At 63.1% G+C, this 19,210-nt stretch carries 19 protein-coding genes; 17 read left to right on the top strand and 2 right to left on the bottom strand.

Features of this window, described 5'->3' with window-relative positions:
- Window positions 1-91: 91 nt before the first annotated feature.
- The 5 genes from B384_RS0115855 to B384_RS0115875 all read left to right on the top strand — a co-directional run bounded on the left by B384_RS0115855 (window position 92) and on the right by B384_RS0115875 (window position 5,047).
- A complete protein-coding gene (locus B384_RS0115855; RefSeq protein WP_024476322.1) occupies window positions 92-502 on the top strand; it encodes a four-helix bundle copper-binding protein in 411 nt (136 codons plus the stop codon).
- Window positions 503-538: 36 nt separating this feature from the next.
- Window positions 539-1,135, top strand: coding sequence for a DUF305 domain-containing protein (locus B384_RS0115860; protein WP_116777970.1), 597 nt, complete (start codon window positions 539-541; stop codon window positions 1,133-1,135).
- 273 nt (window positions 1,136-1,408) lie between these two features.
- A complete protein-coding gene (locus B384_RS21340; RefSeq protein WP_024476321.1) occupies window positions 1,409-1,732 on the top strand; it encodes a heavy-metal-associated domain-containing protein in 324 nt (107 codons plus the stop codon).
- A 49-nt stretch (window positions 1,733-1,781) separates the two neighbouring features.
- A complete protein-coding gene (locus B384_RS0115870; protein WP_019484083.1) occupies window positions 1,782-3,926 on the top strand; it encodes a heavy metal translocating P-type ATPase in 2,145 nt (714 codons plus the stop codon).
- Between the two features lie 245 nt (window positions 3,927-4,171).
- On the top strand, window positions 4,172-5,047 hold the full coding sequence (locus B384_RS0115875; protein ID WP_019484084.1) for a potassium channel family protein: 876 nt from the start codon (window positions 4,172-4,174) through the stop codon (window positions 5,045-5,047).
- A gap of 294 nt (window positions 5,048-5,341) precedes the next feature.
- Here B384_RS0115875 and B384_RS19860 read toward each other — a convergent pair whose 3' ends face one another.
- Both B384_RS19860 and B384_RS0115885 read right to left on the bottom strand, forming a co-directional pair.
- Entirely contained in the window at window positions 5,342-5,707 is a 366-nt protein-coding gene (locus tag B384_RS19860) for a hypothetical protein (protein WP_019484085.1), read from the bottom strand.
- 360 nt (window positions 5,708-6,067) lie between these two features.
- Window positions 6,068-6,634 (bottom strand): DM13 domain-containing protein, encoded by a 567-nt coding sequence (locus B384_RS0115885; protein ID WP_019484086.1) that lies wholly within the window; start codon window positions 6,632-6,634, stop codon window positions 6,068-6,070.
- A gap of 209 nt (window positions 6,635-6,843) precedes the next feature.
- Here B384_RS0115885 and B384_RS0115890 point away from each other — a divergent pair, with 209 nt between their 5' ends.
- The 12 genes from B384_RS0115890 to B384_RS21210 form a co-directional block, all read left to right on the top strand.
- Window positions 6,844-7,968 carry a LacI family DNA-binding transcriptional regulator gene (locus B384_RS0115890; RefSeq protein WP_116777969.1) on the top strand — a complete coding sequence of 375 codons (1,125 nt, stop codon included), beginning with the start codon at window positions 6,844-6,846 and terminating at the stop codon, window positions 7,966-7,968.
- Window positions 7,965-8,918, top strand: a complete 954-nt coding sequence (locus tag B384_RS0115895; protein WP_024476320.1) for a carbohydrate ABC transporter permease — start codon at window positions 7,965-7,967, stop codon at window positions 8,916-8,918. The genes B384_RS0115890 and B384_RS0115895 overlap by 4 nt, the downstream gene beginning before the upstream one ends.
- Window positions 8,919-8,950: 32 nt before the next feature.
- Window positions 8,951-9,754 (top strand): carbohydrate ABC transporter permease, encoded by an 804-nt coding sequence (locus B384_RS0115900; protein ID WP_035747499.1) that lies wholly within the window; start codon window positions 8,951-8,953, stop codon window positions 9,752-9,754.
- 52 nt (window positions 9,755-9,806) lie between these two features.
- Window positions 9,807-11,102, top strand: a complete 1,296-nt coding sequence (locus B384_RS0115905; RefSeq protein WP_019484090.1) for an ABC transporter substrate-binding protein — start codon at window positions 9,807-9,809, stop codon at window positions 11,100-11,102.
- A gap of 71 nt (window positions 11,103-11,173) precedes the next feature.
- Window positions 11,174-12,343 (top strand): ADP-ribosylglycohydrolase family protein, encoded by a 1,170-nt coding sequence (locus tag B384_RS0115910; RefSeq protein ID WP_019484091.1) that lies wholly within the window; start codon window positions 11,174-11,176, stop codon window positions 12,341-12,343.
- A complete protein-coding gene (locus B384_RS0115915; RefSeq protein ID WP_019484092.1) occupies window positions 12,340-13,707 on the top strand; it encodes an ADP-ribosylglycohydrolase family protein in 1,368 nt (455 codons plus the stop codon). The genes B384_RS0115910 and B384_RS0115915 overlap by 4 nt, the downstream gene beginning before the upstream one ends.
- Entirely contained in the window at window positions 13,704-14,636 is a 933-nt protein-coding gene (locus B384_RS0115920) for a ribokinase (protein WP_019484093.1), read from the top strand. The genes B384_RS0115915 and B384_RS0115920 overlap by 4 nt, the downstream gene beginning before the upstream one ends.
- Window positions 14,633-16,594 (top strand): SUMF1/EgtB/PvdO family nonheme iron enzyme, encoded by a 1,962-nt coding sequence (locus B384_RS19310; RefSeq protein ID WP_019484094.1) that lies wholly within the window; start codon window positions 14,633-14,635, stop codon window positions 16,592-16,594. The genes B384_RS0115920 and B384_RS19310 overlap by 4 nt, the downstream gene beginning before the upstream one ends.
- A complete protein-coding gene (locus tag B384_RS0115930; RefSeq protein ID WP_019484095.1) occupies window positions 16,591-17,778 on the top strand; it encodes a CaiB/BaiF CoA transferase family protein in 1,188 nt (395 codons plus the stop codon). The genes B384_RS19310 and B384_RS0115930 overlap by 4 nt, the downstream gene beginning before the upstream one ends.
- Window positions 17,775-18,650, top strand: a complete 876-nt coding sequence (locus tag B384_RS19315; RefSeq protein ID WP_019484096.1) for an HpcH/HpaI aldolase/citrate lyase family protein — start codon at window positions 17,775-17,777, stop codon at window positions 18,648-18,650. The genes B384_RS0115930 and B384_RS19315 overlap by 4 nt, the downstream gene beginning before the upstream one ends.
- Window positions 18,651-18,736: 86 nt before the next feature.
- Entirely contained in the window at window positions 18,737-18,988 is a 252-nt protein-coding gene (locus B384_RS0115940; RefSeq protein WP_019484097.1) for a hypothetical protein, read from the top strand.
- A 42-nt stretch (window positions 18,989-19,030) separates the two neighbouring features.
- The coding region (locus B384_RS21210; protein ID WP_026041241.1) for a hypothetical protein at window positions 19,031-19,210 on the top strand (180 nt) is incomplete at its 3' end.

Raw genomic sequence — 19,210 nt, forward strand, 5'->3', positions numbered from 1 at the left:
GCTCCCGGTCGCCCATCGGCGCCCCGTTCGACAACAACAAAATGACCAGCAGCTGACGTAGCTCAGCTGCACCCTGACTGAGGAGAAACCAATGACACATCACGTGAGGTCAATGCTAGATACCTTCCCCAAGGACCTCGGGGGAGTGGATAAGGAAAAGCTCGCTGAATGCATCGAGGCTTGCTTCGAATGTGCCCAGACCTGCACCGCGTGCGCGGATGCCTGCCTGAGCGAGGACATGGTCGCCGATCTAACGAAGTGCATCCGCACCAACCTGGACTGTGCCGATATTTGTGCGGCCACCGGCGCTGTCCTGACCCGTCGCACCGGGTACGACGCGGAACTTACCCGAGCCGTGCTCGAGGCCTGCCGTACGGCATGCAGAGCCTGCGCGGACGAGTGTGAACAGCACGCCGAGATGCACGATCACTGTCGGGTCTGTGCTGAGGCCTGCCGGCGCTGTGAGAAGGCGTGCGAGGAATTGTTGTCTTCGCTCGGTTAGACACCTTTTCCCTAACGGCGATCCAAGGAGCACTTGATGAATTCAGCAGAAAACACGCCAGGTAGTCACCCAGTAAGAGACTCCGGGTGCGAGCATCAGCAAACCGAACCCGGCCAACAGGAAACATCTTCCGCTAAAGACAATGCCCGGGACGGCCAGGACCACTCCAAGGGCGGCGGTTCAGGCAAGATGTATCTAAAGTTTGGCGTCATCCTCCTGATCAGTCTCGGACTGATGTGGGTGCTATCAATGTCGATGGTCCGGTCCATCGATCACTTCTACTTCAACCTAAGCAACTTCTGGATGGCGTTGTTAATGGTTGGGGCGATGGCAATCGTCATGGTCGTGGGCATGTGGTCGATGTTCAAGAACAAAAAGGCGAACATCGCCATGCTGGTCGGATTCGCCGTGCTCTTCGTGGGCGCTTTCTCCCTGGGGCGGACGGAAACCTTCGTCGGCAACGAAGAATTCCTGAAGTCAATGATTCCGCACCACTCCCGCGCCATCCTGGTCTGCCAGGAGTCGAACATCACGGATCCGGAAATAGTGGAACTGTGTGACGCGATTGTGGAGACCCAGCGGGAGGAAATCAGCCAAATGCAATCGATCCTCGATCGATACGCATCCGACTGACAAGGAACACAAGAAGTTGGGGCGCTCTCTGAAGTGAGGGCGCCCCTGTCTACTCACCCCGGTCGCGGTGAGTAACGATGCGGTAAAAACTGATTTTGACATATACCCCTAGGGGGTATACTTTGTGGTAACCGAGCGGGAAGTCCGAGCCCACAAATGGACCGCTTACTCCTTGAAGGTCCCTCACTGCGACTGCAGCCAGCGTGGATGACCCCGGGGTGACTGCACCCGCTGATTCTCGAATAACCATTCCTCGTATTTTGGAGACCCATCATGTGCGGCACTTCTCCGGATCTAACTCTGACTGATACATCATCTTCCGGATGCGCCTGCTGCGCCCCGCAGGACAGCAAAACTAAGACCGCTCCTGCAACTGGCAACATCAGCGCGAGTTTCGGTGTCGCCGGGTTGACCTGCGGTTCGTGCGCGTCCCGGGTGACCTCTGCAGTCGGCGCGATCGATGACGTCACCGATGTCCAGATTGATCTCGTGTCCGGCGGGACCTCCACGGTCACCGTCCTCAGCAACCAGACTGTTCCCGCGGCAGCAGTACGCTCCGCAGTCGAGCACGCCGGGTACCAGCTTTCTAACGCCTGATCTTTTCTCGGGTCCGGGACACGATCCCGTTTGACTGAAGGAAACCACCATGAAACGCCAGACCCCCGCGAACGACGAGACGCACGGCCAGGCCATGCCCACGACGGAACCGACCTCCGCGCTGGATGCCGACCAACACGAAGACCACGGTCACCAAACGCCCGCGGCGGATGCGGACCATGAGGTGCACTCCCACGGCGAGCATGCGGGACACTCCACCGCAATGTTCAAAAACAAGTTCTGGTTGAGCCTGATCCTTGCCGTTCCCGTGGTGCTGTTCAGCCACATGTTCGCCACGATCGTCGGCTACACGCCACCGGACTTCCCCGGTGCCATGTGGATCTCACCAGTCCTGGGCACCATCATTTTCTTCTACGGCGGCGCTCCGTTCCTCAAAGGCGGAGTAACGGAGCTCAAATCCCGGCAACCGGGCATGATGTTGCTGATCGCGATGGCCATCAGCGTCGCGTTCATCGCGTCCTGGATCACGACCCTCGGGATTGGAGATTTCAACCTCGACTTCTGGTGGGAACTCGCTCTGCTGGTCGTCATCATGCTGTTGGGGCATTGGATGGAAATGCGTGCCCTCGGCTCCGCCGCCGGTGCCCTTGACGCGTTGGCCGCGCTCCTACCGGATGAGGCAGACAAAGTCACCGACGCGGGAATTGAAACCGTCCCGGTGAGCTCGCTGGCCACTGGAGATGTCGTCCTGGTCCGGTCGGGGGCCCGGGTACCAGCAGACGGTGAGATCGTCGACGGGACAGCCGAGTTCGATGAGGCGATGATCACCGGTGAATCCCGCACCGTCCAACGGACAGTTGGTGAGACAGTGGTGGCCGGGACGGTAGCAACTGACAACGCGGTGCGGGTTAAGGTGACAGCCGTCGGATCGGACACCACCCTGGCAGGAATCCAGCGTCTGGTCGCTGAGGCGCAGGCATCCTCGTCGAAGGCCCAAGCGCTGGCCGACAGGGCGGCAGCACTGCTGTTTTACTTCGCTCTAGGCGCTGGCATCATCACGTTCATCGCCTGGTTTCTGCTGGGAAGCCCCGATGATGCGGTGATCCGTACCGTCACGGTGCTGGTCATCGCCTGCCCGCACGCCCTCGGGCTGGCCATCCCACTCGTGATCGCCATTTCGACCGAACGCGCGGCGAAGTCCGGGGTTCTGATCAAGAACAGGATGGCCCTGGAGCGCATGCGCACCGTCGACGTCGTCCTGTTCGACAAGACCGGAACCCTCACCGAAGGCCAACACGCAGTTACTGCTACCGTCACCTCCGGAGAAATGACTGAGGGGGAGCTATTGGCTCTAGCGTCAGCCGCGGAGTCCGACAGCGAGCATCCGGTCGCTCGGGCCATCGTTCAGGCTGCCGAGCATAATCAGGAATCGACGGCGTTCGGCTACCGAGGCAGCGGGTTTTCATCCATGACCGGGCGCGGTGTCCGGGCGACGGTCAACGGGTCCGAGATCACCGTTGGCGGGCCGAACATGCTCAAGGAACTTGGTTTGGAGACCCCCTCGGACATGATGGTCACCATTCAGGAATGGGTCGGTCGCGGCGCCTCTGTACTGCATGTGGTTCGCGACGGAGCTGTCATTGGTGCCGTGCGACTCGAGGACCGGGTCAGGGATGAGTCCCGGGCAGCTGTGAAAGCGCTGCAAGACCGGGGCGTGAAAGTTGCGATGATCACCGGGGACGCACGCCAGGTCGCGGACGCCGTCGGGACCGAGCTCGGCATTGATGAAATCTTCGCTGACGTGTTGCCTCAGGACAAGGACTCCAAGGTCGCCGAACTGCAGAACCGCGGACTGAAAGTGGCGATGGTCGGCGACGGCGTGAATGACGCCCCCGCGCTGGCCCGTGCTGAGGTCGGCATCGCCATCGGTGCTGGGACCGACGTCGCAATGGAATCCGCCGGCGTAGTCCTGGCGGGCAACGATCCACGATCAGTCCTGGCGATGATCGACCTATCCAGAGCCAGTTATCGGAAGATGATCCAGAACCTCGTCTGGGCCACCGGATACAACCTGATCGCTGTGCCGCTGGCCGCCGGCGTGCTGGCCTTCGCCGGTTTCGTTCTCTCGCCCGCGGCCGGAGCAGTGCTGATGAGTGTTTCAACCATCGTGGTCGCTTTGAATGCACAGTTACTGCGCAGGATCGACCTCAAGCCAGAACGCATCAGCACCTAGACACCCTGGAAGCGGGTAACGCGTCGGGCCACTGGCCAGCGCGTGGCGAAGCAGGAGGTGAGAGTGTTCCTGTCCCGCGGGCGCGCTGCCACCCGCTATCCTTCTAGGCTCCGCCCGCGTCACTATTGGCATCTTTTCCGCTAAGTAGGCCGGGGCGGTTCAACGGCAGTCTGATGGGTTTTGGCGGGCCGCAATAGCGAGTGAATGAGTGAAGTATCAGTGATCATTGAGAGAGGAACCTTGGAATGGGTGTAGTGCTGACGGTGGTGGGGGTCGCGATCATCCTGTTTGGGCTGATGGACATGTTCCATACCTTGCTGCATCCCAGCGGCCAGGGACGCCTCAGTGGGTTGGTGCTCTCCGGGGCGTGGCGTCTTTCGAAGCTGATGGGGCACCGTCTGGGCTCGGTCGTGGGTCCGGTGGCGATGGTCGCCGTGATTCTGTTGTGGGTGATGCTCCAAAGTGTCGGCTGGGCTCTGATTTACTACCCCCATATTCCGGACGGGTTCATGTACTCACCGGGTGTGGACCAGGCGTCTTACCCTGACTTTAACGAAGCGCTCTACGTATCCTTCGTTACTCTGTCCACCTTGGGCTACGGGGATGTCGTGGCTACTGATACATGGATCCGAGTGGCCTCTCCTCTGGAGGCGTTGACCGGCTTCGCCCTACTTACCGCAGCCTTGACCTGGTTCATTCAGATCTATCCGCCGCTGTCCCGACGTCGAGCTTTGGCACTGGAGATTAAAGGCCTGGCTGATACGGGTTACGCCGAGGCGATCAGGGAGATGGACGCAGCCACCGTCTCCCGGGTCCTGGACTCCCTCACTGCTGAGGTAGTGAAGGTCCGTCTGGACTACATGCATCACACCGAGGGATTCTACTTCCAAGAGCAGAGCCCCGAACTCGCCCTGTCCCGTCAACTACCGTATGTGCTACGTCTGCGTGATGCGGCTTTGGAGCGGCAGGAGGCAGTGGTGCGGCTGAGCGCCCTGCGACTGTCTCTGGCGCTTGACCAGCTCGGGGCTGAACTCAAGGAGAGTTTCCTGCACACCGGGAACAACCTCGAAGAGATCTTCGACGCGTACGCTACCGAACACGGACAGCGCCCCCGCACCTAAAGCCCCAATCGATTCGGTGAATATACGAGGAACCTCAGTCCAGAAGACGACAGATTTCGCGGGCGCCGGCGGCCTGCTCAGGCGTGGGTGAGGGAACCTAGTAATCGGTCATTGGAATCGATGGACGAAAGGCAGCGGTGATGAGCAGCAGGGAAAAGGCATGGACGTTCTGTGCCTTGCCGCGCGCTGGCGTGACCTTCTTAGGACTCATCGCCCTCGTCGTCGGGATCCTGGCTTTGCATGTCTGGATGGGCGGTGACGGACCTTCAACAAGCGGTTCCTTAGCGCAGGGTGCTAGGTGTGGCGGCCCACTAGTGGAAGATCGTAGTGCGCTGCGACATGGGCGAAGTCCGGATCAGGGCCTAGGTTCTCGGATGACAGCTGGCGCAGATCGTTGGACCCAGGAGGCAACCCGTTATCGAAGCGGCGGTCCCAATATGCCCAGCAACGGCCGAAAAGCGTTTTAGACGCGAATGAGATGCCCAACGCCTCGGAACCGTCATCGAGCAGCTGCTGCCTAATCACCTTGGCAAGAAGTGTCGTTACAGCCCGGTTCCCGGCACTAATGGACCCGGCTGTAAGTACTTGCAGTACCTCGGTCATCCCCGCCATCGTGGGGGCCAGTCTTTCGAGTGCCGCGAGCGTGTTGGGATGGTCCATCTTGACCCACGGGTCAAGGCCTCTCAGGAGGCAGACTGGGGTGTCGGTCTCGGCCGTGGCCGTTTGGAAGGTACATCGGCGAGGACGATATTCACCACACGTTTACCACACGGAAACGATGAAATACGGTGACATGTCATGGTTTTTGCAAATCGACAAAACCGTCTAGATTCCGCGGATTTTTGGCACAATGCGAGGTTTTGGCAGGCATAGAAATAGGCCGTCCCCTGAAAAAAGGTCAGCGGTTCAATTCCCCTAAGCTCCACTTTCAAGGATCTTCATCCCAGTAGCTGTGCCGGAGGAATGCCACGCGCGGTCAACGACGCGGCCGCCCCGCCTGTCCTTGGCCCAGGACGAAACTTATCCCCTCAATTCGGCGGCGGCGAAGGAGACAGCGAAGCGTTCGCACCAGATACTGACCGAGCTATAGGCGGCCAGATCTACCCCGGACGGGATGGCGTAGTTGTGGTTGCCTTTGTTGGCTTTGAGAGCACCCAGGTCAAGGTAGGCACCGTCGTCAAAGACATGCCACCCGTCAACTCCCTCGATTACGGGGGCGTCGGTAAGCCACACCCGAAGGTCCGGGCCGTCGGAGGTGTCCAGGCCTTCGAACCTCAGGATCTGGCTCCCGTCGGCGAGTTCAATGATCTTCGCGGTACCGGTGCTGGCATGTTCGTGACTGATCAGGTCACCCGTAAGAAGTTCACGAGGAGCGATCGGGGAGGGCTCAACCGATGGCTGGGAGGGCTCAACCGATGGCTGCCCGGATTGGGCGGGCGCAGAGGTGAAAGTCTCCGTAACGGAAGGAATGTCCTCGGTCACGGTTGAACTTGTGAATATCCGCCACGGCTGGAACAGATACAACCCGACGGCAACAACCGCGAAGGCCAACAGGACCACAATCGGAACAACAATGCGTCTGTTCATGCCTTTCCAACGATCGTGTCGATGCCCAAGTTCCGGTTAGAACCGGGCATGGCCACGGTCTTGGTGTTCAGGACTGGCCAGCTGGGGCATCGATCGTGGCACTTGGCAGAAACCAGTCGATTCGGGTGGTCTCACGCACGGCCTCGAGGGGAATCAGTAAACACTATCCGGACGTCCAAGGGCGCTTTTCTTGACACCAGCGCGCGTCAATGGAATTATCTCGTGCATTCACTGTAAACGTTTACAACACTCGAGGGAGAGCGTTGGTCCGGGTCACTATCACGCAGGTTGCCGTACATGCCGGTGTGTCCGTTGCGTCTGCTTCACGGGCGTTGAACGGTCAAATCGCGAGCGCCAAGACCATAGCCAAGGTGCAGCAAGCCGCCGAAGAACTCGGGTATGTTGCCGACGCGACGGCGCAGTCGCTGAAGCTGGGTCGCACGAACCAGCTCGCCTACGCTGTCGCCGACATCGGCAACCCCGTCTACGTCGAGATGATGACCGCGATCGAACGCGTCGTCTCCGCTTCCGGCTACCGGCTGGTGCTGTCATCGACGGGCACGTCCTCCTCATCCGTCGACGTGGTGCGGGACCTCGGCAGAGGATATGTCGACGGCATGATCCTCTCGCCACTACGCGTCACGGATGAACTCCTCGCAGCACTCGCAAAAACACCGACGCCGGTCGTCGTCCTCGGACGGTTGCCTGACAGCGCCAAATTGGACACCGTGCGCGCCGATTCGATCACAGCTATGCGCCTTCTCGTAGACCACCTCGTCGAGGAGGGTCGGGGGGATGTCGTGTTCGTGAACGGTCCCAGCGACACCACCCCGGGCGCCCTCCGACGCGATGGGTTTGCTGCTGCGGTCGCTGCGCACCCGGCCATCTCGGCGCGCAGCGTCGGCGCGGACGACTTCACTATCGCGGCGGGCTACGCCGCAGCGCTCCAGGTCCTACAGGAACGCCCGCGTCCTGACGCTATCGTCGCGGCGAATGACCTGATCGGCATCGGCTCAATCCAAGCAGCTACAGACCTCGGGCTGACCGTCCCCGGCGATATTGCGATCACCGGCGTCGACAACACCGAACTAGCAGGAGTTATTCGCCCAGGTCTCACCAGCGTCGACCTCGGCGCAGAAGAACGTGGTCGCGTCGCGGCGCAGTTGCTGCTCGCGCGGATCGTGGAACCGAATCGTCCAGCACATACAGTTACCGTCGCACCTTCGCTGGTCGTCCGCGGATCATCCCTCGCGCGCAGTCAGGACCCCGCCGCATCACCTCCCAGCCACCGCACCGAAGCCATTGATTTCAACGACGAGAGGGCCGCCCGATGAGCACTAGCGCCACAAAGGCCCCGCGCGAGGTGAAGAAGACACCGCGCGCAGTGAACCGGGTCGGTTACCGCGCTCGCGCGCAACGTCGAGAAGCCATCGGCCTGGTGGTTCCGGCGCTCCTTCCAATCATCATTTTCTCCGTCATCCCGCTGGTGAGCGGTGTAGCTCTCGGCTTCACCGATGCCACGCTGAGGCGGAATGCCGAGATTAACTTCATCGGTTTCGGAAACTTCATCGAACTCCTCGGCGATCACCGCTTCTGGGGATCGTTTGGAATCGGCATTGTCTGGGCAGGGTCGGTCGCGCTCCTCACCCTCATCTGCGCGATGGGTCTGGCCCTCCTGCTAAACAGCGATTTGCGCCTGAAGGGTCTCACCAGGGTGCTGGCCCTGATCCCTTGGGCGATGCCGCCGGTGGTCATTGCGATCGTGTGGCGGATGATCTACAACCCCAATTCGGGTCCACTCAACGGAGTGCTCGAATCGGTCGGCATCCCGGGCGTCAACTGGCTCGGTGACTTCTCGACGGCGTTGCCCGCAGTGATCGTCGTTGGTGTCTGGGCGGGCATCCCGCAAACAACCGTGCTGCTGCTGGCGGGGATGCAGTCGGTCTCATCCGAGCAGCATGAGGCTGCGGCGGTCGACGGCGCCGGCGCGTTCCGCCGGTTTTGGCACATCACCCTCCCCTCCCTTCGCCCCATCATTTTTGCGGTGACAGCCCTCGACTTTATCTGGCAGTTCAACTCCTTTGGCCTCATCTATGTCCTCACCGAGGGCGGTCCCGGAGGTCGCACGATGATTCCACCACTGTTCACCTATCTGGAAGCCTTCCGTAACCGTGAAATCGGATACGCCTCGGCGATGGGCGACGTACTCGTGATCGCGATCATGCTGATCCTGTCGCTTTACCTCGTCAATCAGTTCCGCCAGACGAAGGGAGCACGCTCATGAATTTCAAGCGTCCCTGGTACGCGACCGTGCTGATGTACACCGCCTTGACGGCGTTTCTCCTCTTTCTCGGCTTCCCGCTGCTGTGGCTGCTGTCCGCCTCGTTCAAGTCGTCGGCGGAACTGAACTCGCTCGCCGTCAACCTCTTGCCGGCCGTATGGGACTTCAGCAATTACGGTTCCGCTTTGGAGCGCCAGAACCTATTGCCAGCGGCTGGCAACTCCTTGATGGTGTCGCTTGCAACGATGATAATCACGGTGCTGCTGTCGATGCCGATGGCTTACGCCCTCGCTCGCCTCAAGGGGCGGCTGCGCGCCGCTGGCACAATCTGGATCCTTACCAGCCAGGTATTCCCATCGATCCTCATCATCATCCCGTTGTTTCTGGTGCTGCGTTCGATCGGCCTCAACGACACTTTGCTAGGTCTGATCCTGGTGTATGTCACCTTCACCTTGCCCTTCACCCTGTGGATGCTGCAGGGCTATGTGGCGGCGATCCCGGTCGAACTTGAGGAAGCCGGTGAAATGGATGGGGCCTCCCGCATCACGATCCTGCGGACGATCATCCTCCCGCTGCTGGCACCGGGACTTGTTGCGACGGCCATGTTCACCTTCGTCTCGGCCTGGAACGAGTTTTTCCTCGCGCTCGTCCTATTGCAGAGTCCGGAGCTCTATACGCTTCCAATCGCCCTGCGTTCGTTCCTGGGCGCCGAAGGACAGACGCAGCTAGGCCCACTGGCCGCCGGGGCGATCCTCGCGACGATTCCGTCGCTCATCATTTTCACCATCCTGCAGAAGAAGCTGACCGGCGGAATGCTCGCCGGTGCAGTCAAAGGCTGAACCTGCCCATTAGAGAATCACCAAGCGCATCACAACTAGAAAGGCGAGCATCATGAAAAAAATCCGAGGCATAGGCGTCGTCGCGTTCGCGGGCGTAGCCGCTCTCGCCCTGAGCGGTTGCCAGCAGGGCAGTGCAAGCAATGGATCGGACGGGGACGAAGGTGGCGCAGTCACACTCCAGTTCCAGTCGCTGTCCGACCAGCCCGCTACTCAGGACGCCGTGAAGTCGATCGTCGACGAGTGGAACGGGGAGAATGAAGATGTTCAGGTCGAGATCGTCCAGGCCGGATGGGACGGGACATTCGACAAGCTCATCACCCAGTTCACCGGCGGAACGGCGCCAGACATCATTCACTACGAGGCGAGCTCCATAGTCTCCTTCGCGTCCGACGGCTACCTTGCCGATCTGACCGACCACATCGACGACGATCTGAAGGCCGACATCTCAGAGGGCATCTGGGATTCCGTTACCCAGGACGGCGAGATTATCGCGTACCCGTCGACACTGCAGTCATACATGGTCTTCGCCAACGCCGACCTTCTCGAGGCCGCGGGTGTGGAGATGCCCAGCGGCGACACCATGACGTGGGAGGAACTGCGGGAGATCGCCCAAGCGACGACCACGGGCGGCAACTACGGCCTCGGATGGGGTCTTGGATCGCCGACGGCGACGATGATGAGTCTCTCGCTCGGCTTCGACGGCGGCTACTTCGAGGGCGAAGGCACCGATGCATCTATCGAGGTCGGTGACGCCGAGCTCGCTGTACCGGAGCTCATCCATGAGATGACCTACACCGACGAATCAGTCGAGCCCACGTCGCTAACGCAGTCCGGATCGGAGGTGCTGGCGTCGTTCTACGGCGGCAAGGTGGCGATGACCGTGCAGGGCTCGTTCCAGGCCACGAACATCGCCAACGACGCCCCGGAGGGTCTTAACTGGGTCGCGTTGCCTCCGCTTGAGGGTTCAGCCGGTGCCATCCAGGCCGCGAATCCGCAGACCTATTCGGTGAATATCGATTCGGAGTATGTGGAGGAGTCGGCCGAGTTCCTCAACTTCTTCACAAGCGGCGAGAACCTGGCTCAGATTGCCTACGCCGATGCGCTCATCCCGTCGTCCGACTCGGCCCGGGCCGAGGTTGAAACGCTGGCAGCGGACAACCCCGCCTGGACCCAGGTGCTGGCATCCGGAGACGGCCTCGAGGGACCCCCGTTCCTCAAGGTGGAGAAGTACACGGAGTGGAAGGACACCATCGCCACGCCCGCCTTCCAGCAGTACCTGGCCGACCAGATCACCCGCGAAGAGCTGGCCACCCAGCTGACCGACGGCTGGACTGACATCGCCGACTGATGATGCGCGGGGGTGAGCCACCGGTTCACCCCCGCCACGTCGTCGCTATCAGAGGCAATCAAGGAGAGAGAATGAACGTGTTACAGGATCGAGTGGCCGGGGTACTCGCGGGCGCTGCCGTGGGAGACGCGCTGGGTGGTGCGACGGAGGGCTGGACCCCCGAACAGATCGAGGAGCGACACGGCGGCCGGGTCGAGGGCATCGTTGGTCCCTTCCTCGCCGACTGGAGGACCGCGCGACCGATCGCGCCGTACCACAAGGGTGATGGGCATATCACTGACGACACCCTCATGACCCACGCACTCGTAGAGGTGTACGCCAAACGGCGCCGTCACCTCGACGCCTACGACGTCGCGGGCGATCTGGTACCGCTGATGATCGGTGAGCGTCGATGGGTTCCCGAGCTCGAGGATCAGGCCCTCATCCTGCAGCGCGTCTTTCTCGCCGAGAAGTGGATCGTTGCGAAACTGCACTACGGCCACGCCGACCCCCGCGAGGCGGGCGTTGGCAACATCGTCAACTGTGGCGCCACCATGTACATGGCTCCCGTCGGGCTCGTGCACATTGGCGACCCGCGCAGCGCTTACGCGGAGGCCATCGACATCGCCGGAGCGCACCAGTCATCTTACGGACGCGAGGCCGCAGGTGTGTTCGCAGCAGCTGTGGCAGCATCCGCGGCCCCCGGTGCGACCGTCGCCGAGGTGAGGGAAGCTGTGCTGTCTGTCGCTCACGACGGAACCGCCGCAGCGATCCGCGCCGTGTTTGATGCGGTAGACGCCTTCATTGCAGACGGAGGATCGGATGATCCGCGCGACCTCGCACGGATTGTGCGTGCCGCTGTTGCGCCATTCGACACGGTGGGCGACCAGTACCGTGCTCCGGCGATGGATGCACGTCTACCTTCGCGTACCAAGTCAATCGAAGAGCTGCCCGTCGCTCTCGGTTTCGTTGTCGCCCGAGACGGCGACCTTCGTGCAGCGGTGCTCGACGCCGTCAACTACGGCCGTGACTCCGACTCAATTGCGACGATGGCCGGCGCTATCTGCGGTGGCCTCCACGGCATCGGCGCCGTGCCCACCGACTGGGTCGCGGATGTCACCACCGCCAGCCGCCTGGATCTCGACGGAGTGGTGGCTTCGATGACGGAAGTGGTGCGCGATGTCGCGCGGGCAGATGCCGACCGCGCCGCACAGCGGGCTGCGGCGTTGGAATCCTTGCTCGGCCCGGACAACGCGGCGTGAGACTGACCTGGGCGCAGCCGGAGGACCTAGTCGCGGCTGAGCTCGTCGCTCTTCGGGAACAGGGTGTCGCGGAGAACGACATCGCTCCGATCGAGCAGCGATGGGCGAAGGCCGGGGGGTCGACTCGACTTGCGCCATCGGGGGCAAGTAACGAAGCCGCTCCACCAGAGGTGCGAGCCTTTGCCCGGACGGTGCTCGATGAGCTGCAGACCCTGCAGGCGCCGAGTGCCAAAGAACCGGACGAATGGGTCGATATCGTCGCGCTACTCCCGCCGGTCGTGCCGGTCCCGAGCGCGTCCGTGGCGTCCGCGCGGGTGCACGGAGCGTGGCTGGGCCGCTCGGCGGGATGCCTGCTGGGTAAGCCCGTGGAGAAGATCCCCCGCGAAGGCATTGAGGAGATCGCACGAGCAACCGGGAACTGGCCGATCCAGACCTATTTCACCGCAGTGGGGCTCCCCGGAAATATCGCGGAGCGCTGGCCATGGAACCGCCGCTCCGCGCCGACATCGCTCGTGGAGAACATCGACGGGATGCCCGAAGACGACGACCTGAACTTCCCCATCCTTATGCTTGATCTGGTTGAGGCTCACGGCCAGAACCTGACGACCGAGCACATCGCGGGGGCGTGGCTGGCGGCACTGCCCGCAGGCAGGGTCTTCACCGCCGAACGCGCGGCTTACCGGAACCTCCTCGACGCTCGGACTGTGCCGGACACCGCACGGCATCACAATCCGTTTCGGGAATGGATTGGTGCTCTCATCCGGGCCGACGTGCACGGCTGGGTGCATCCCGGAGATGTGCGCGCCGCCGCTGCATCGGCTTGGACCGACGCGCGGCTCAGCCATTCCCGCAACGGTATCTACGGCGAGATGTGGGCCGCTGCGCTGTGTTCCGCATCGCTCACCGAGGCCTCGGCCGATCACGTGCTGGATGCTGCCGATACGGTTGTGCCACCAGCATCGCGTCTCGCCGCCGCGGTGCATGTCGGCCGGAAGACCGGCCGCGCCCTCGCCAACGGTTCGCTGACCGTCGATGCGGCACTCAATGCACTCCATACGGAGTTCAAGGGCATGCACTGGGTGCACACCCTCAACAACGCCGCGCTCACGGCGTGCGCCATCCAGGCCTACGGCGACGACTTCGGTGCCGCCATCTCGCTCGCCGTCGCAGGCGGATGGGACACCGACTCGGTCGGCGCGACCGTCGGTTCAGTCGTCGGCGGGCTGATCGGGGCCGATGCAATAGGTGAGGCCTGGACCGCGCCGCTCAAGGACCGCATAGCTACCTCTCTCCCCGGTGATGCGGAGCGATCCATTCGTCAGCTCGCTGAGCGTACCTACCAGTTGTCGAAGGGAACATCATGAGTGTCGTCATCGTCGGCAGCATCAACCAGGACATCGTCGCGCGCGTCAACCGGATCCCCCGGCCGGGGGAGACCGTCCTCGCATCAACACTGGTGCGCACCGGCGGCGGTAAGGGTGCCAACCAGGCGGTAGCCGCCCGCCGCGCGGGCGGCGCATCCGTCGCTTTCGTCGGCGCCGTCGGCACGGACCCTGACGGAGAGATGCTCCGAGAGGCCCTCCTCGCAGACGATATTGACGTCTCCGGCCTGTCACAGGTCGACGGGCCCAGCGGTACGGCACTGATTTCAGTCGACGCGGCAGCAGAGAACACCATCGTCGTCGTGCCCGGTGCAAATGCTGTGCCTACTTCCCTCACCACGGCGCAACGCGACCTCGTGAACGCCGCAAACGTCGTGTTGACGCAGCTGGAAGTTCCGACTGCGCTGGTGCTGGATGCTGCGGCCGCCCGTAACAACCAGGCCTGGCACCTTCTCAATGCAGCACCATCAGCACCGTTCGTCACCGACGGTGCTGCACTGCTGCTGTCGGTCGACGTGCTGATCGTGAACGAGCACGAGGCCCTCGACGCCGCCGGAGTAGATGACCTCGACACCGCTGTCACGGCACTCGCGTCGCGGGTGCGCGCACTCGTTGTGACGCTCGGCCGACACGGCTCGCTCGTTGTCTGCGGGGACGAACGCGCGGACGTGCCCGCATTCGCCGCTGACCCCATCGACACGACCGGTGCTGGCGACACCTTCTGTGGAGTGTTCGCAGCGACCCTCGACGCCTCTGGCCGTTCACCGGGGACCGTGGACATCCCCCTGCTCCTGCAAGCCGCTCGCGGCGGAGCGGCTGCCGCAGCGCTTGCCGTTGCCCGATCCGGAGCTCAGGACGCGGTACCGACGGCGAGCGAAGTGTCAGCCTTCATCGAAAGGACCAACGCATGAGCGGCGGTTTCGACCCATTGCATCCCCGCGAACTGGATCTGCCCAGTCGGGTGCCGCTGGATACGGACCTGTTGAGTGGAGACGCAGCAATTGCGCTCGACGACGCGAAGATATTCGCGGCCCCGGCCGATCCAGACAATCTGACTCAGTGGAGAACCCAGCTCACTGCGTGGCGAGACGGAGCGCGGGAGCGACACGGCGAGCCCACCCGGTACGACGACGACGCCTCAGCTTGGGCGAGCCGGTGCTTCACCGTGGCGCAGGTCTGGCTGTGGGACGAATTGTTCTTCGACTTCGAGTCGCAGCGGTTCACGCCCGAGCGTTTCCTGGCCGACGGCCGCGAGCGGTTCGGTGGCCTTGATGGCCTGGTCTTGTGGCACGCGTATCCCGTGATCGGCATCGATGACCGCAACCAATGGGACTTCTACAATGTGCCCGGTCTTGCCGAAGCAGCAGCGGTCCTGCGCGCCGCGGGGGTCGCCGTGTTCCTGGACTACAACCCCTGGGACACGGGAACGCGCCGAGCTGGCGACGACGCGGACGAGCTCGCAGACGCAGTACGCCGCCTGGGGGCGGACGGCGTCTTCCTCGACACGCTGAAGAAGGCGGACCCAGCGCTTGTCGCGGCCCTGGATGCAGCGCGCCCCGGCATCGGCCTTGAGGGTGAGTCGAAGCTCGCGACCGAGCGAATCGCCGACCACACGCTGTCCTGGGCCCAATGGTTCGCCGACTCCGAGACTCCGGGCGTCCTTCGCGCGCGATGGTTTGAGCGCCGCCACATGCAGCACCACATTCGTCGGTGGCACCGGGACCACGCCGAGGAGCTCCGATCGGCCTGGCTCAACGGGGTCGGAATCATGGTCTGGGAGGTCGTTTTCGGGGCGTGGGTCGGCTGGAATGACCGGGATGCCTCGACCTTGCGCCGCATGCTTCCTGTCCAGCGGGGGTTCCATCGCTGGCTCATCGACGGCGAGTGGACGCCGCTGACGGTTGTCGACGGCCCGATTGTCGGGTCAACCTTCGAGCTCGATGGTGTCACCCTGCTGCTCCTGGCGAACACGTCGGACGCGGACGCCGAGTACCATGTGGCTAGCCGCGGCTGGTTGGCGCTGCACCCCGGCGACACAGCCGACCTGATCACCGTGCCCGCGAACGGAATCGCCGCTGCGGTGCAGGTCGGTACCGAGACCGTGGTCCCCACAGCAATCGACACTGTCCGCTCTGCTCTCAGCGGCGAAACCGGGAAGCGTGATGCGTCCTTCCGGCACCGCACCGCACGTCGCGTCAGCGCACCTCGCTGGGATGGTCCGGTTACACCGGTATCCGTGCCCACTGTCACGGTACCGGCTGGCGAGCATACGCTGACCGTCCGGTTCCGGATGCGTGAGACCGGAATGTACAACGGGGCACCCTACGTCGACGAGTGGAAGCCTCTCCCCCCGCGGCTCCATGACCCTCGCACGCTGGAACGCTCCGTCGTCGTCGCGCATCCGGTTCAGGTCGCGGTGGCTGAGGTGAGTGAGGCCGAATATGCCAGCTTCCTCGATGCGATCGGCGAGTACACAGACGCTCGCGACCCCGAACGTCCCGTGACCAATGTGACGTTGTCCCGCGCCCGCGAATACGCGGCCTGGGTTGGCGGGCGTCTCCCCTCCGAGGACGAGTGGCAGCTGGCTGCGACACGGGCGGGCTTTCTCCGCCGGACTCCTGCAGTGTGGAACTGGACCGAGTCCGAGCACTCCGATGGCCGTACCCGCTTCGTCATGCTCAAGGGTGGGAGCGCCCACCGCAGCGAGGGCTCGGACTGGTACTTCGACGGCGGTCTCCAACATCCGGAGTTCAGCGCGAAACTTCTGCTGGCCGGGCTTGGTCAGGATGCTTCCGACTCCATCGGTTTCCGTATCTGCACTGATCAGATAGCCGACGGCCGGATCACAGGCCAGGAGGAAACCCGATGAGTCCCCTGAACGGCCTGCGGGTCGTGGATGCCTCCACGCTCTTTGCCGGTCCGATGGCAGCGATGCACCTGGGGGATATGGGTGCCGATGTCGTCAAGGTCGAGCATCCGAACCGGCCTGATCCGGCGCGCGGTCATGGACCAAGCAAGGATGGGCAGAACCTGTGGTGGAAGACCCTCGGCCGCAACAAGCGCACTGTGGCGATCGATCTGCACACGGAGGGCGGGCGCGACGCATTTTTGCGTCTCGCCCAGACCGCGGACGTCGTGATCGAAAACTTCCGCCCCGGCACGCTTGAGCGCTGGGGGCTGGACTACGCCACGCTGTCTGCGGACAATCCGGGGCTTGTCCTGGCCCGTGTCACCGGGTTCGGGCAGATCGGTCCGTACAAGGATCGGCCGGGGTTCGGGACCCTCGCTGAGGCGATGAGTGGGTTCGCGTCGTCCACCGGGGAACCGGACGGGCCGCCGACACTTCCGCCGTTTGGGCTCGCGGATGGCGTCGCTTCCCTTGCGACCGCCTATGCGGTCATGGTCGCTCTGCACGCCCGTGACCGCGACGGGAAAGGCCAGGAGGTCGACGTCGCGATCATCGAACCGATCCTCGCGATGCTTGGCCCGCAGATCACGCGTTGGGATCAATTGGGAACCGTGCAACCGCGTACGGGAAACCGTTCCGTCAACAACGCGCCGCGCAACGCGTATCGCACCAAGGACGGGTCCTGGGTTGCTGTGTCGACGAGTGCGCAGTCAATCGCGGAGCGCGTCGTAGCTCTCGTCGGCCGGCCCGAACTGGCCGACGAGGCGTGGTTCGCCACCGGTGCGACCCGTGCCGAGCACGCCGACCTTCTCGACGACGCCGTCGGCTCGTGGATCGCCCGACACTCGCGAGACGAAGTCATCGCTGCGTTCGAGGCCGCCGAAGCCGCGGTGGCTCCTATCTATGACCCCTCCGAGATCGTCGCCGATCCGCAGTTCAACGCTCTCGGAACGATCCACCGCATCAACGACGCCGACCTCGGCGATATGGCCATGCAGGGACCGCTGTTTCGGATGTCTCGAGATGAAGCGACGATTGCATTTACAGGGAGGGCTCATGGCGCCGATACGGAGGCTGTGCTGACCGAGCTGGGTTACACCGCCAGCGAACTCACGGCGCTGCGCGAGGACGGAAGCATCCGATGAGCCAACCAATCATTGTCGCGCTCTACGCGCCGGCCGACAGGCCCGAACGGTTCGGCAAGGCGCTGCGCGCGGGAGCGGATGCGGTCATTGTCGACCTCGAAGACGCCGTCACCGCATCGCGCAAGGCGGGTGCCCGTGCGGCGCTGACAGAATTCGCGGCGCATTGGGAGGCCTGCGGCGATCAGGCCCCCGCCGTGCAGGTGCGGCTGAATGCTGTCGGATCTTCGGCGCACGAAGCCGACCTTAGCGCGGTCGACGCGCTTCCGCTGGCATTCGGGGTGCGGTTACCGAAGACGCAGACGGCGGAGGACATCACCGCCCTCCGCACAGCAATGCCTGGGCGCCAGGTGCATGCACTTCTCGAGACTGCGCTGTCGATCGAGCGGGCGTTCGAGATCGCCGGCTCAGGAGTTTCCACTATTGCAACCGGTGAGGCGGACCTGCGTGCCGCGCTCGGGGTTCCCGCCGGCCCCGCCGGAGAAGCGGGGCTTGCCTGGTCACGCAGTCGCGTCGTGAATGCGGCAGCCGCAGCAGGCCTCCCCTCGCCTCTGATGGCCGTCTACGCCGATGTCGTCGACGTCGACGGACTGGAGGCTAGTTGCCGCGCAGGGCGCGCCCTCGGCTTTTCTGGACGCACCGCGGTGCATCCACGGCAGCTTGACGTCATCCGCCGCGTCTTCACCCCGGATGCCTCGGAGGTGGCTCGAGCAAAAAACATCGTGGATCGCGTGCGCGACGCCGCCGCTGACGGGACCGGAGCCTTCGTGCTGCAGGATGGCACTTTCCTTGACGTCGCAATGGTGCGTGCCGCCGAGCGGATAATCGCCCTCGCCGGGAGCGAGTCGGATCCCCAAAATCGACCGCATGAGTGATTTTGACCGGACCGGTCTAACGCTGATGGGGCGGGTGCTGGACAGGCACTCTTTGCTTGCAGCGGTGGAACTGCCACACTTCCGATATGGAAAACGCACAGTGGTGGTCGAAGCTGCTGCCCTCGACGCGAGACTGGCTGATCGCGAACAACGGTGACAGGGTGCCCGCGCACATTATTGAAGAGATCCGGCAGGCGGGAGGGCCGATCCCCTCTGAGACTGGACCGACCGATGAAGGTCAGGCCTCGGACGGCTATTACCCAGATGAGGTCATCGACTGGATCGAGGCAGCCAGCAACGACGAAGGCCTTCCCTGCCCCTGCGGTAGGAGCGCCTGATAGTGTGCTTGGTTCCACGCACATCGCCCGAAAGGTGACAGCATGGCCAAGGACGCACCACACCCGTTATACATCGTTTCGTTCTTCTTCTCGGCGGCCCTATTTGCAGCCTGGGACCCCTTTACGTGGTGGCGAGCGATCGCTGCCGTCTACTTTCTAGGCCTCGGCTGCTACGCGGCGTTCGTGTTCCTGCGGCATCGAAAACAGGAACGACGGCGGCTC

It is taken from the genome of Arthrobacter sp. TB 23 (assembly GCF_000294595.1).
GTDB lineage: Bacteria > Actinomycetota > Actinomycetes > Actinomycetales > Micrococcaceae > Arthrobacter_D.

What these genes read in the sequence shown, in the direction of transcription:
- B384_RS0115855 (WP_024476322.1), top strand. Translation starts at nt 92, where the DNA reads ATGACACATCACGTGAGGTCAATGCTAGATACCTTCCCCAAGGACCTC.
- B384_RS0115860 (WP_116777970.1), top strand. Translation starts at nt 539, where the DNA reads ATGAATTCAGCAGAAAACACGCCAGGTAGTCACCCAGTAAGAGACTCC.
- B384_RS21340 (WP_024476321.1), top strand. Translation starts at nt 1,409, where the DNA reads ATGTGCGGCACTTCTCCGGATCTAACTCTGACTGATACATCATCTTCC.
- B384_RS0115870 (WP_019484083.1), top strand. Translation starts at nt 1,782, where the DNA reads ATGAAACGCCAGACCCCCGCGAACGACGAGACGCACGGCCAGGCCATG.
- B384_RS0115875 (WP_019484084.1), top strand. Translation starts at nt 4,172, where the DNA reads ATGGGTGTAGTGCTGACGGTGGTGGGGGTCGCGATCATCCTGTTTGGG.
- B384_RS19860 (WP_019484085.1), bottom strand. Translation starts at nt 5,707, where the DNA reads ATGGACCATCCCAACACGCTCGCGGCACTCGAAAGACTGGCCCCCACG.
- B384_RS0115885 (WP_019484086.1), bottom strand. Translation starts at nt 6,634, where the DNA reads ATGAACAGACGCATTGTTGTTCCGATTGTGGTCCTGTTGGCCTTCGCG.
- B384_RS0115890 (WP_116777969.1), top strand. Translation starts at nt 6,844, where the DNA reads ATGGAATTATCTCGTGCATTCACTGTAAACGTTTACAACACTCGAGGG.
- B384_RS0115895 (WP_024476320.1), top strand. Translation starts at nt 7,965, where the DNA reads ATGAGCACTAGCGCCACAAAGGCCCCGCGCGAGGTGAAGAAGACACCG.
- B384_RS0115900 (WP_035747499.1), top strand. Translation starts at nt 8,951, where the DNA reads ATGTACACCGCCTTGACGGCGTTTCTCCTCTTTCTCGGCTTCCCGCTG.
- B384_RS0115905 (WP_019484090.1), top strand. Translation starts at nt 9,807, where the DNA reads ATGAAAAAAATCCGAGGCATAGGCGTCGTCGCGTTCGCGGGCGTAGCC.
- B384_RS0115910 (WP_019484091.1), top strand. Translation starts at nt 11,174, where the DNA reads ATGAACGTGTTACAGGATCGAGTGGCCGGGGTACTCGCGGGCGCTGCC.
- B384_RS0115920 (WP_019484093.1), top strand. Translation starts at nt 13,704, where the DNA reads ATGAGTGTCGTCATCGTCGGCAGCATCAACCAGGACATCGTCGCGCGC.
- B384_RS19310 (WP_019484094.1), top strand. Translation starts at nt 14,633, where the DNA reads ATGAGCGGCGGTTTCGACCCATTGCATCCCCGCGAACTGGATCTGCCC.
- B384_RS0115930 (WP_019484095.1), top strand. Translation starts at nt 16,591, where the DNA reads ATGAGTCCCCTGAACGGCCTGCGGGTCGTGGATGCCTCCACGCTCTTT.
- B384_RS19315 (WP_019484096.1), top strand. Translation starts at nt 17,775, where the DNA reads ATGAGCCAACCAATCATTGTCGCGCTCTACGCGCCGGCCGACAGGCCC.
- B384_RS0115940 (WP_019484097.1), top strand. Translation starts at nt 18,737, where the DNA reads ATGGAAAACGCACAGTGGTGGTCGAAGCTGCTGCCCTCGACGCGAGAC.